General features: G+C 67.5%; 11 protein-coding genes. 6 read left to right on the top strand and 5 right to left on the bottom strand.

The features are described from left to right. Positions 1-19: 19 nt before the first annotated feature. Entirely contained in the window at positions 20-460 is a 441-nt protein-coding gene (locus tag OHA61_RS38705; RefSeq protein WP_406307070.1) for a VOC family protein, read from the top strand. A gap of 512 nt (positions 461-972) precedes the next feature. Here OHA61_RS38705 and OHA61_RS38700 read toward each other — a convergent pair. The 4 genes from OHA61_RS38700 to OHA61_RS38685 form a co-directional block, all read right to left on the bottom strand. Then, entirely contained in the window at positions 973-1,617 is a 645-nt protein-coding gene (locus OHA61_RS38700; RefSeq protein ID WP_406307069.1) for a dihydrofolate reductase family protein, read from the bottom strand. A gap of 671 nt (positions 1,618-2,288) precedes the next feature. After that, on the bottom strand, positions 2,289-3,785 hold the full coding sequence (locus OHA61_RS38695) for an IPT/TIG domain-containing protein (RefSeq protein ID WP_406307068.1): 1,497 nt from the start codon (positions 3,783-3,785) through the stop codon (positions 2,289-2,291). Between the two features lie 110 nt (positions 3,786-3,895). After that, complete coding sequence (locus tag OHA61_RS38690) at positions 3,896-4,099, bottom strand: hypothetical protein (protein WP_406307067.1); 204 nt, start codon at positions 4,097-4,099, stop codon at positions 3,896-3,898. Between the two features lie 275 nt (positions 4,100-4,374). Then, entirely contained in the window at positions 4,375-4,857 is a 483-nt protein-coding gene (locus OHA61_RS38685; RefSeq protein ID WP_406307066.1) for a nuclear transport factor 2 family protein, read from the bottom strand. Between the two features lie 683 nt (positions 4,858-5,540). Here OHA61_RS38685 and OHA61_RS38680 point away from each other — a divergent pair. Then, positions 5,541-6,134, top strand: a complete 594-nt coding sequence (locus OHA61_RS38680) for a hypothetical protein (protein WP_406307065.1) — start codon at positions 5,541-5,543, stop codon at positions 6,132-6,134. Between the two features lie 234 nt (positions 6,135-6,368). Continuing rightward, a complete protein-coding gene (locus OHA61_RS38675; RefSeq protein WP_406307064.1) occupies positions 6,369-6,764 on the top strand; it encodes a DUF6193 family natural product biosynthesis protein in 396 nt (131 codons plus the stop codon). Between the two features lie 437 nt (positions 6,765-7,201). Here OHA61_RS38675 and OHA61_RS38670 read toward each other — a convergent pair whose 3' ends face one another. Next, complete coding sequence (locus tag OHA61_RS38670) at positions 7,202-8,779, bottom strand: alkaline phosphatase family protein (protein WP_406307063.1); 1,578 nt, start codon at positions 8,777-8,779, stop codon at positions 7,202-7,204. A 504-nt stretch (positions 8,780-9,283) separates the two neighbouring features. Between OHA61_RS38670 and OHA61_RS38665 the strand changes: the two genes are divergently transcribed. The 3 genes from OHA61_RS38665 (at position 9,284) to OHA61_RS38655 (ending at position 12,196) form a co-directional block, all read left to right on the top strand. Continuing rightward, complete coding sequence (locus tag OHA61_RS38665) at positions 9,284-9,421, top strand: hypothetical protein (protein WP_406307062.1); 138 nt, start codon at positions 9,284-9,286, stop codon at positions 9,419-9,421. A gap of 365 nt (positions 9,422-9,786) precedes the next feature. Beyond that, a complete protein-coding gene (locus OHA61_RS38660; protein ID WP_406307061.1) occupies positions 9,787-11,067 on the top strand; it encodes an MFS transporter in 1,281 nt (426 codons plus the stop codon). 100 nt (positions 11,068-11,167) lie between these two features. Continuing rightward, positions 11,168-12,196, top strand: a complete 1,029-nt coding sequence (locus OHA61_RS38655; RefSeq protein WP_406307060.1) for a TolB family protein — start codon at positions 11,168-11,170, stop codon at positions 12,194-12,196. Positions 12,197-12,281 lie beyond the last annotated feature (85 nt).

Genomic DNA, 12,281 nt, shown 5'->3' with positions numbered 1-12,281 from the left:
GGAAGAAGGAGAAACCAGCATGGCGATTCAGCGGATGGACAACGTCGGCATCGTCGTCGAGGACATGGATGCCGCCATCGCGTTCTTCGTGGAACTCGGTATGGAGCTGGAGGGCAGGGCGGAGGTCGAGGGCCTCTTCGCCGACCAGTGCACCGGACTCGACGGGGTCCGCTGTGACATCGCGATGGTCCGGACCCCGGACGGTCACAGCCGGCTCGAGCTGGCGAAGTACCGCAGCCCTGCGGCGATCAGCGCCGGGCCGCGCAACCGGCCGCACAACATTCTGGGCACGCACCGCGTCATGTTCGCCGTCGACGACATCGAGGACACCGTTGCCCGCCTGCGCCCTCACGGCGCCGAACTCGTCGGCGAGATCGCCCGGTTCGAGGACAGCTATCTGCTCTGCTACCTCCGCGGCCCGGAGGGCGTCATCGTCGGACTGGCCGAGCAACTGCGCTGAGAAGGAGAATCCGAACCATGCAGCCGACGAGATCGTCGAGGTTCTGAACCGCCCGATCAGCCAGGCGCTGCCGGCCCGTGACGTGACCCACCTGGCCTGCGTCGCCAAGGACGGAACCCCGCAACGTACCGATCGCCTTCACCTGGAACGGGGCGCACATCGTCATGTGTACGACGAAGAACGCGCCCAAACTCCCGTGGCCACCCTCGCGCACAGGCTCCTGAAACGACGGCACCAGTAGGTGAGACACAACTGAGTGTCTTGAGAACCATCGAATTTGAGCCCGATTCCTTTGATGGAACGATCGCTTCGATATCGCGGGCAGCGGGCTGGGGAGCGGGTTACGAGGCGTCGGGCGAGGTGCGTGCCGCAGATGGTGAAGCGGAAGAGCATGGCGGTGGCCCCCTCACCGAGGTGGGTCCTCGAACCGTGAATCCCATCGACGCCGTGACGGACTGATGACCCGGCGGATTCACCGCCGACGACACGGACCCACCTGGCGCGGGGCGGCTTCAGTCGTCGCGCCCGACGCCGCGATCGGGTGCGCTCATGTCCCCCGTCCCGGGCGTGCCGTCGGCGAGCCCGTAGCGCAGAAATACGGTGCCCTTCGGACCGGCTACCGGCGGTTCGAGGAGTGTGACGTTCGTCGGCACCGCGCCACCATCGAACACCTTCTTCCCGACGCCGAGCACGATCGGGTGCACCCAGAGGTCAAGACGGTCGAAGAGCTTCTCGCGCAGAAGGGTCTGCACCAGGTTCAGGCTCCCGACGACCTTCACGTGCTCGTGCCGGTCGCGGATCTCGCGCACCGCGCCGGCCAGATCCGTGCCGAGCTGCGTCGACCCGGCCCACGAGAGGTCGGGCCTGCCGCGGGAGGCCACGTACTTCGGGACGCTGTTGAAGAGCGTGGCGATCTCGTTGTCCTCGCCATCCTCCTGGTACGGCCAGTAGGCAGCGAAGATGTCATATGTCCGCCGGCCGAGCAGGAGGGCGTCCGTGCCCTCGTACGCGGCACCGACCTGCGCCCCGGCAACCTCGTCGAACAGGGGCGCCTGCCAGCCGCCGAACGGGAACCCCACTGGGTCCTCGTCGGGGCCGCCGGGCGACTGCCCGACGAGGTCGAGGGTTGCGAACAGCTCGATGTGGATGAGGCCCATGCCTTGCTCCCAATTGGTTGTCTCGGTCGGGGGGTAGACCTGTCAGCGTCGGCAGACTCATCGCTGCGACGGCACCCAGCTTCGTACTCGTCGACCGCCTTGCCCGGTCACCACCCCGTCCCGCGGTAGGCGTCCTTGCGACGCCCGGCAGCAGGCTCGGCGGGTATGTGATCCCGCCTTTCGCGTCGGCCTGGGACTGGAGCTGGGTGAGGACCAGGTGCCAGGTGCCGTCCCGCTGCCATCGGCGGAACAGGTCATAGATCCGGCCCCACGGCCCGTACTCGACGGCACCCGGAGGTCCGGCCCTGGCATCGCCCCGAGCGCCGGCACTGGGTTCTGGCCCGCCGCAGCCTCACCGATCCCGCGAAGAACGGCTATTACAGCGCCCACGCGCCCGTCGGGGCCATGCTGGACGAGCTGATCAAGGTGGCTCGGCGTCCGCTGGGCAATCAACGAGTGTTTTCAAACCGCGAAGGGCCAGTGCGGCCTGGACGGCTACCAGGTCCGACGCCACCAGGGGTGGTACCGGCAACATCACCCCGCGGCCCGCGAGCACCCCTGTCCGAAGGGTGCCCTCGGGTCGCGGACAGTCCGCGCCGGATGCGGACGAGGCGGATGCAGCCGAGGCGGCACGGGCCCCACGTGCGTGGCGCAGCCGGCCGGCCCCGGCGTCAGCCTGGGTAGGTGAACTCGTCGACGGGCACGGCAGGGGACAGGTAGCCGTTCACCAGTACCCTGATGTCGATGGTCTTGCTGAAGGGCGCACCGGACGACGGCGCCGTCGCGGTGATCTGGGTCGGCGAGACGAGCTTGGACGTCGCGGGGTTCTTCCCGAAGTACACGGTGGGATTGGCGGCGAAGCCCACGCCCGTGATGGTGACCGTTGTCCCGGACTTCCCGTTGTCCGGAGAGATGCCGGTGACCAGGACGGGCTGCGGCCCGCCGTAGGCGAACTGCCCGGTCGGGACGGCCGGGGAGGTGCCCAGACTCCCGGTGACCCTGACGTCGACGACGCCGACCCCCTCGGGTGCGGTCGCAATGATCTGGGTGTCGCTGACGACCTTGCTCACACACGGGACCGGGCCGAAGTCGACAACGCTGTCCGAGCCGAAGCCGCGCCCGGCGATGGTGATCTGCGTGCCCGCGGTGCCGACGTTGGGGCTGACGGCCTGCACCACCGGCCCGGTGGGCAGCTGCGGTGCCTGCAGCAGACCCAGGTAGGTGGAGTTGGCGTGCTGATAGGCGACCTGGGCCAGGAAGTCCTCGGTCGAGCTCTTCACCACGGCGGGGTCGAACGTGTCGTAGTTGGGGTTCAGGGGCGGCATGGCGTTGTTCGGCTGGACGTAGACGTTGGGACCGGTGAGGGCCTCGATCCCCGGAATGAGGACGTCCTTGACGTCGGCGGGCGCGACCGGCCCGTGGGTGGCGGGGTACCACTTCTTGGCCGCGTCCAGGTCGGCCCAGGCCCGTGGCACGATGTCGTAGTTGTTGACGTACGCCTGGTTCACGTTCCACTGCACGGAGTTGAAGCGGTCGGCGAAGTCCTTCAGCCCTGCGGTGGGGGCGGCGAAGGTGATCACCCCGAACTGCGGCGCGAGGCTGCCCCAGTTCTGGGCCTGCAGGTACAGCGCGAGCACGGTGGCGATGCAGCCGCCCAGGCTGTGGCCGATCACGCTGACCGTCGCCCGCGGGGGCGCGTTCGTCAGGAGGAGGGTGAGCGCCCGCACGAGGTTGGAGCCCGCCCCCGGGGACCCGTCGGTCATACCGGCGACCTGGGTGAACGCGGTCATGGAGCCCTTCGAGACGGAGACCGGCGACGATCCGCCCACGGTGAAGGGGACCACCGTGCCGACATCGAGGTCCTCGAGGGTGTCGATCGCGTTGGCGACCGTCCCGCGGACGACCACGGCGAACGCGTTCGAGCCGGAGGTGTCCTTCGCGATGTACGCCATGTTCGCGTTGTCCGGGCTCAGCGCGAGCCAGGCCGGCTGCCACGTGCCCTTCGTCGCCAGGGCGGGGTCGGACAGCTGCTGCTTGATGCCGGCAGCGATGCGCAGTTTCTGCGCCGTCACGCTCTCCCCGGACGGGCGCGGGGTCGCCCCGGTCGCCGCGAGCGCGGCCAGGGTCATGGCCACTGCGGCCGTCGGCGCGGGCGAATCTACCGTCATGATCACTCCTCTGGCGCTCACATGAGCACCTAACGAGACAAATAGGTCTTGTTCAACCTATTTTCGGGAGTGGGCGCCCGGAGGCATGCGGGCCCCTCGGGGGGCCGGGTTCAGGCCATTGGGCTACCACTGCAACGGTGCCTATCGTGATGAGGCTTCACCTCGTGGGCTGTGGCCTCGTCGAACACGGCCTGATGCTCGGCAAGGAACCGGGCGGCCGCATGCACGCCGCGGGCGCGCAAGCCGCTGGCATCGTCCTGCACGAGGCGAGCCAGGTAGTCCCCGATACTCAGGCCGAGGTCCTTGGCGCGCACTCACCTCACCACGACCAGCGACTGCCCGCCCGCCTTCGCCCCGGACCGTCGCCGGGTGGACCCTCGCCCAATCCCTCACCAAAGCCGACCAGATACAGGTAAAGCCGTCGTGGTGGTCGGTCTGGTTCGGTCGGTGAAGCGGCGACCGGCCGGCCACGAGGCATCCTTTCGTGGCCGGCCGGTGCTGGGACGGGCATCCTCCTCTCGCCGGCTGGGAGCGCGGCGCTGCGTGGTGGGGGAAAAGAGGGCGTGTGCGATGTGTGCTGTGACTGCCGTCAGGTGGCGGGCGGGGTCCAGTCGGCGGGCAGGCCGGACTGGGTGAGGACAGTGGCCAGGCTGTAGTGGTCCTGGTCGAAGGCGATCCGGCAGTGGTTCTTGTCGAGGCCGAGCTGGGTGGTCATCGGCACAGCGAAAGGCTTGGGTGCGCCCTTGAGGTGGCCGGAGTAGACGGCCCGGACGGTGATGCGGTCGCCGTCGAGGTGGGTGGCGCGGATGGTGACGTGGACGTTGTCAATGAGGGTGTCGGCGCGGGCCTTCCACCCTGCGATCTCCTTGCGGCCGTGGAAGGTGACGCCCACGGCTTCGTCGGTGTAGGTGCCGTCGGCGGTGAACAGGGCGCCGAGCGCCTGAGGGTTGGTGCCGTTCCAGGCACGGGCCCAGGCGGTGACAATCCTTGGCGCGCGCTGGTTGGTGTCCTGCGCGGCGTAGGCGGTGGAGGCGGTGGCGCAGAGGGCTGCGGCGGCGGTCAGCACAGTCATGGTACGGAGCGGGCGGGACATCATGGTTGATGCTCCTTCGGGTGCGGGTGTGGGTGCGGCCTTGTCGGAGACGTTGCCGGGCAGGCGCGGGGGCGTCTGCGACTGGGTGAGCGGCAGAGCCGTTCCCGGCCGAGGCCATTGACGCGCTGCCTCGCCCTTCTGTGTACGTGCGACGTTCATGGCACACAGACTCGTCTCGGGCGGTGTCCACTCTCCAGGCCCTGCAGGGTCGGTGGCTGTCCAGCACTGCCCACCTCTGTCCACCCCGACCGCCAACGGCGTACGTGCCGTTCGGCATTGGACAAGTCCTCAAACGCCGTGGCTCAGCCGCGAGGTCGACCGGAGACGTTCAACCATCACTAAAGGTGGCTACTGCACGGGAGTTGAGCCGGAAGCCGGTTCTCATGTACGTAGGGAGACCGTGCATCGCGACACGACCATCCGCGTTTCGGCACTCCATTCCGGCAGGTCCGACCAGCCCGCCGCAGCTACGTACTCCACCGGCGGCGCCCCTTGTTCGCCGCCTGGTGATCACTCCGGCCGAAGACAATGGTCTGCCACGTTGTGACCGACCGCCGGCACGGCCCAGGTCGAGCCGAACGTCGCCAGTGTCGCGAGCTGCTCGATCGTCATTACCTGGCACCCACTGCCGCAGACAGGAAGCCGTGGTTCAGAATCAGGGCGTGGACGTTCCCAAGCTGCTGGAAGCCGCTTCCCTCCTGGTCCCTGAAGAGATCGCTACCGAGAACGACATCACGGTTAATGACGTCTGGGATTACCTCACACATGACGAGTGGGAAGTGGCTCTCGGGCTGCTGGAGGAACTCGGCGATGTCCACCCGCTTCCGCTCAGCTTCTGGGAGACCCTGGCCTCCGCCGCCGAACAGATGCGGCTGGAGAAGAGCGCTGCCTGGTGTCATTGGCGCTGCTACGAGACCCGCTACGGAATCATCCGAGCCGACCTCACCCTCCGCCCGGCCACCGAGAGCCGCCGGCGGACTCCCTTCTCCGGAGCCGGTGTCCTGCGACCGATGTGGAACATCGGAAACCGAACCCCGACCGGCGAACCGGCCCTCAACGTCGCCCGCCTCTGGGTAGAGTTCACGCCCTTCTTGGAGCCAGGCGGACGGTCCACCGTGCGTCTCGCCCCCCTCGACCCGTCGCAGTGGCAGCAACTTCAGCCCGGACAGGTGATCGCCATGCATGAGGACCGAACTGTGGGCGGCACGGCGGCGGTCCTGGAGGTTCAGCACCCCGCGGCCACGCACACCACATAGAAACGGGCAGCCCTTGCTGCTGCCGTGGGTGCGGAGAGGGTCGAGCGTGTTGGAGCCGCTACCGATGCGCCTGCGGTTGTCGGTGGTGGTCTGCGCGGTGTCGGCTCCGCAGCGGCAAAATTCTGCCCTCCCGGTGACCTTGGCAGGTATCGGCAAGTTCGGATAGTCGAGGCTGCGAATAGGGCTCATGACCCCACCACAGCCAGCAGACTGGCAGCCGTGGAGAATCCGAACATGACGACGAACGCCCCGGGCACGGACATGGTGGAAGCGGCATGGCATGAGCTACTCAGTTCTGACCAAGTGAGCCTGGAGCTGGTTGCGGCGGCATACGCCGAGCAGCAACTGCGGCAGCTCTTCCCCTGGATCGGAATGTGGGAGCTGCATTTCAGTCGCTGCACGGGGAGCCGTTGGACGTGGGATGTGCCGTACATCGGCCCAACTGCGGCCGGCCCGGACCATACCGGGCCGTACTACGTCGAGGGACCCTCTCGGACACAGAAGATCGGTAGGGCCGACACTGCGCAGGAGGCCGTTGCGATGGTCGTTGAGCGGCTGCCGTCCAACTGCGGCCCCGCGTTCAACGGCACACCTGAGGAACTCGCCGAGCATGAGCGCAGGCAGCGGTAAGGCCCCAGTGCAGCCCGCCTCCGTGCTTAGCCACCCGAAGCGACGCTCAGTGCTGGACAGGGTAGTGAATCGGCAGGCGCGGCGGCTCGATCTAGCATTAATACCTTCGTCTCACCAGCGCACACGTTCAGGTGCTGCGGTTCAGAGCGGGGGATGCGGTGTCGGCGGTCGTTGAGGTGCAGAAGGTGTGGAGCCCTCCCGCTGTGGATCTCTGGACTGGGCGACGCCCAGGGTCCCCGACCAACGGTAGCCCTGCAGTGCCTCGAAAGCGTCCCAATCCACTTGGGGCAGCGCGCGTCATGGCGTTAGAAGGACGAGGTCGGCGGCGGCACTCGCGCGGGCGGCGAGTGCCGGGGCCGCCCGCGGCACCGGCATCGAGCTTGGTGTCGATGCCGGTGCCGCGGGCGGAGTTCACCAGGACGTGGCGAGATACCCGGTTACGAGGCCCAGATGTCGTAGATCGGGATGGCGTTCGTGTCGTTGGAGGTCATGCGCGTCAGGCCGAGCGCATCCTCGACCGTCCGGGTCACGTTGTAGTGGTTGTAGTAGGTGTTCGACGTCGATCCGGCCGCCTTCAGCAGGTTCGGGGAGCCGACGATGATCGTGGGAATCGGGTTGGCGGACGTCCAGTACCTGTCCTCGTCCCAGGTGATGATCAGCAGCGACTTCTGCGTCTTGAACGCAGGGGAGTTCAGGAGCGTCGGCAGATTGTTCTTCATCCAGTTGTCACCAGCGCTCACGCACGTCTGGATGTTGGGGCTGCAGTTGTTGTGCATGGTGTTGTCGCTGTTGGGCACGAACCACACATAGTTGGGCGTGGTCGACGTGCTCCGGAGGTCCGTCCAGAACTGCGAGATCGGCTTCAGATGGTTCTGGCAGTACGTGGTGTCGTTCCCCACGCCCTTGAAGTAGAGGAACGGCAGATTGTCGGGGTCGTACGGAGCATTGGCCGTGAGGTCGCAGCTGCTGCTCGTGCCCTCGATGTAGCCCTTCCACGTCTTGCCCGCATCCTCGGTGATCGAGCCGAGGTGCTTCGTGTTGATGCCTCCGACGCTGTGCACGTAGGAGAAGTTGTTGCCCTGGATGCCCACTTGGGCGGTGGCCAGTGCGACGTAGTTGGGGTCGCTCGGGTGCATCAGGCCGTGCGAGTTCGTGAGCGTGATGTTGCTGCAGGCGAGCTGGGACAGGTAGGGCGCGGGCGCCGTGCTGGGAGAGGCGCAGTTGGGCCTGTTGTTGCTGGTGCCGAAGACGTCGCTGGGTGCCTTGTTCTCCATCATGACCATGAAGACGTGGTCCAGCGCCGGAACCTTGCCCGCCGTCGAGGGGGGCGAACCGACATAGAAGTGCACCGGTACGCTGTACAGATCGCCGAGCTTGGGGTCGGTGGCCAGGTCGTTGCTGTATCCGTCGTTGTACAGGTAGTAGGCCACATAGCCCCCGGCCGCCAGGCCGCTCGTCGAGAGGGTCGCCGTCCCCGAGGCGCCGGTCGCATATTTCCAAGCGACGGAACTACCGGATCCGGGAGCGTCACTCTCCCTGTAGATGCCGATCCAGTTGTTCTTGGGTCCCCACTGGTCCGGCACGCTGTACTTGGCTGTGATGGTTTCCCCGGCCGCGTAGCTGGACTTGTCCAGGCTCAGCGTGGGCCCTACCCAGAAGTGGCGGTTGGCCAGTTGGGTGTAGCCGTTGTTCCACAGGAGGTAGGCCACATACTCCCCCGGAACCAGAGTGGTGCCTGCTGCTTGGTTGCTGTCCCCCTCGGTCGTGCCCGGGGCACCACTGACGGCGAAGGTCAGCGTCCCCGAGGCACTCTTGGCATACGCCCACTTGATCGCTGCGGCCGATCCAGGAGTGTCACCCGCCTTGTAGATGCCCACCCAGTTGCTGCTGTTGGCTGTGGTGGTGTACGTGACGTTGATCGTGTTCCCTTGCATGTACGTCGTCTTGTCAAGGGTGATCGAGTCCGTAGAGGCCGAAGCCGAAGGTACGGCGACGAACGCTACGAGCAACGCCATCGGCGCGATCAACCAGCACAGAAGCCTGAACGGTCTGCGTCTGCGGGAGCCAGCCATGTCTCCACTCCTCGTGGGGGCCGCGTGCATGAAAATGGGGGGATGTGGCCCGGGGTGGTTGGCTCACCAGGGCCTTTGGGGCGCGGCCGGCCCTCGATCGCGGGCACGTCGCGCGTCTATCACCGGTGCGGGGGAAGTCAGTTCAGGGATGGCGTGCTGGCGGCGTTGAAGCAGATTAGGCGAATGTGGCGGTTTCCGCCGCGGCGCCAACTGCCGAACTGGGTATCGGTCGGCCGTACTTTATTCCCCGGCTCAGACTGTTTCAATAGGCGCCCTCGAATTCGCATAGCGCAACGCAATGTTGGGCGTGTATTAACCGAGGCGATCTGGTGCGACGGCAACGCGAGCGCATCCCACACAGTGCACGGCTGCTGATCTCTCTGCCCGAAACGGCGGCCGTGCGGGCGCCGTTCTCCTCGGGCGGTGGGTGCCGCCAGGATCGCTCCCGTGGCCTCAGGCCCGCCGAACGCCGCTCCCGCCGACGTCGAGGACATCGCCTCGGAGGCGTTCGTCGCAGTCGACTGGCGCGGAGCGGCGCTGTCATCCCGCCGCCACCAGGGACCGGTCCCGGGGTTCGCGGCATGAGTAACGAGTCCTCGCTGGGTCGGACAACGCCCGTTCGTTGGACGGTTCGAGGCTCAGATTGGATCGTTCCTCATGATCAACCGGCTCGCTCCACGCGTTCCGTTCCGTCCATTTTCTCTTCCGTTCAATTTCCGTTCCATTCAAAGGCGTCGCAGGCAGGCACCCTGCGTCCGGGCCCTCCTTGCCCACGCCTACTCCACCCCGTAAGGCCTTCCGGGCGTGCTGCAAGCGGGGTGATGCCATCGGCTTCGCCCGGCCCAGCTGGTCGGAACCGCGGCAGTCTCCGACTCCAGGGGCTCGACACAGTGGTTCCCGCACATCACGCTGATTGACCAACGGACGGCCCGCGCCAGAAAGTGAAACCGTTGTACCTCGCTGACAGTCGGAGTACTCCTACTCCTCCCACCCGCACCGGCGTTGGACGGCGGTCTGCCGTACCCGGCACCGTGCTGGCGCTCGGGGCCGTCAGCCTGGTCACCGATGTGTCGTCGGAGATGGTCACCGCCATCATGCCGCTGTACCTGGTGACCGGGCTCGGCCTGTCCCCGCTCGGCTTCGGACTCCTGGACGGGATCTACAACGGGGCTGGCGCGCTGGTACGGCTCCTCGGCGGACACCTCGGCGACAAGGGCGGAAACCGCCACAAGGCCGTAGCCGCCACGGGATACGGGCTGTCCGCCTTGTGCAAGCCACTGCTCCTGCTCGTCCATACCGGGCCGCTCATCGGTGCCGTGCTGGCGGTGGACCGCACCGGAAAGGGGCTGCGCACGGCACCCCGGGACGCCATGATCTCGCTGGCCACCGAGCCCGCACAGCGGGGCCGGGCGTTCGGTGTGCACAGGGCCATGGACACCACCGGGGCGCTGCTCGGCCCCCTGGTCGCTTTCGCCCTTCTGACCCTGGCGGTTGACGGCTACGACGCGGTGTTCGCGGTGAGCGGGTGCATTGCCGCACTGGGTGTGCTGATCCTGCTGCTCTTCGTCCCCGGGCACCGGGGGACAGTGCCCGCTGCCGCCCGGCCGTCCGGGCAAGAGCGCGGCTGGCGGGCCGCGTTGGGGTTGCTGCGGCTGCGTGGACTGCGGCGCCTGACCGGCTGCGCGGTACTGCTGGGGCTGACCACAGTCAGCGACTCCTTCCTGTACTTGCTGATCCAGCGCCAACTCGGTCTTCCCGGGCATCTCCTGCCCCTGCTGCCGCTGGGCACTGCCGCAGCATTTCTGGTGCTCGCCGTGCCGCTGGGCGCGGCCGCCGACCGGATCGGCCGAAGCCGGCTCTTTCTCCTTGGCCATCTCCTGCTGCTCGTCGGGTACGGATTGCTGCTGGTGCCGCTATCCGACGGCTGGACGGGGGTCCTGCCGGTGCTCGTGCTGCACGGGGCGTTCTATGCCGCCACCGACGGGGTGCTGGCCGCGGCCGCGGCCGACACCCTCCCTCCGGCCCAGCGCGGCACGGGACTCGCCCTGGTCGGTACGGGCCAGGCGCTGGCCCGCTTCACCGGCTCACTCGCCTTCGGCGCCCTCTGGTCCGCCTGGGGCACCGGCATCGCACTTGCCACCGCCACGGGTGCGCTCGCTGTGTGCACAGCGGCCGCGATGCTCGTACTGCGCCTCACCGGCAGCCGGGTGACGACGGAGCGCGCTTCGTGACGCCGTTGCCGAGCCGCCCTGGCTTCTCCCGCACCCGACAACCCTGGGTGAGCCAACCCAGCGAATGGCCGGCTCGGCCCCCTCGGAAAGGCAGTGCCTGATGACCCGCAAGAGCCGCCTTCTCACTTTGCTCACCGCCGTTCTCGTACTGGGTTCGATCGCCGCCTTCGCCGTGCACCATGCCGCCGAACGAGCCGACCGCCGCAGTCGTCCGCAGGCGGGCGGACCGGCAGTCGCGGACGGTCGCGTGTCCCTGGCCGCGCCTCCGGGCACGGGGCGGCGCATGATTTTCCGCAGTACGGCCTACGGCCCACACCGCGACGAACTCGCCTCGGTGCCTGCCGAACGGCCCGACGCACAGCGCGCTACGTCGGGGGTGAAGTGCTTGCGCTTCTTCGCCGCAGGCGGCACCGGGATCTGCCTGCGGAGCACCCAAGGGCCGCTGCAGAACAGCTACCGAGCGGTGGTCCTCGACGAGCGGCTGAACGAACGGCGCAGCTTCCCACTGGCAGGGATCCCCAGCCGGGCCCGGGTCTCGCCGTCAGGGCACCTGGTCGCATGGACGGTCTTCGTCAATGGGCACTCCTACGGCGACACAGCCTTCTCCACGCGCACATCCATCCTGGACACCCGCACGTGGAAGCTGCGGGACAACCTTGAGGAATACGAGCTGAAGGTGGACGGCCATGGGTACCGATCCCTCGATGTGAACGTCTGGGGCGTGACCTTCGCCGACGACGACCACTTCTATGCCACGGTCTCTACCCGTGGGCAGACCTATCTGGCCGCAGGCGACATCGCGGCGAACACGCTGACCACTGTGCACAGCAATGTGGAATGCCCCTCGCTCTCTCCGGACGGCACCCGGATCGCCTACAAGAAGCGGGTGCCCGGCCTGCCGGCCGACTCACCCTGGCGGCTGTATGTGCTGGACCTGCGGACCATGACCGAGAGAGCAACAGCCGAACACAGCAACATCGACGACCAGGCGGTGTGGGCGGCCGACGCAGCCCTCGTCTATGCCAGGCCCGGGAAGTTCGGGACGGACCTATGGACGGTGCCCGCCGATGGCAGCGGGGCACCAAAACAGCTGGCGAGCGCGGCCTTGGCACCTGCTTTCATCGGTTGACCGCCGGAAACCACCTGTCCACCGCCCGGCATCCGGCCCGACTCGATGCACCTGACCGCCAGAGGTTCGTGACGGCGGGCGCACC

The sequence above is a fragment of the Streptomyces sp. NBC_00885 genome, from assembly GCF_045207475.1.
In the GTDB taxonomy this organism is placed as follows: Bacteria; Actinomycetota; Actinomycetes; order Streptomycetales; family Streptomycetaceae; genus Streptomyces.
This window is presented reverse-complemented; position numbering and strand designations above follow the sequence as displayed.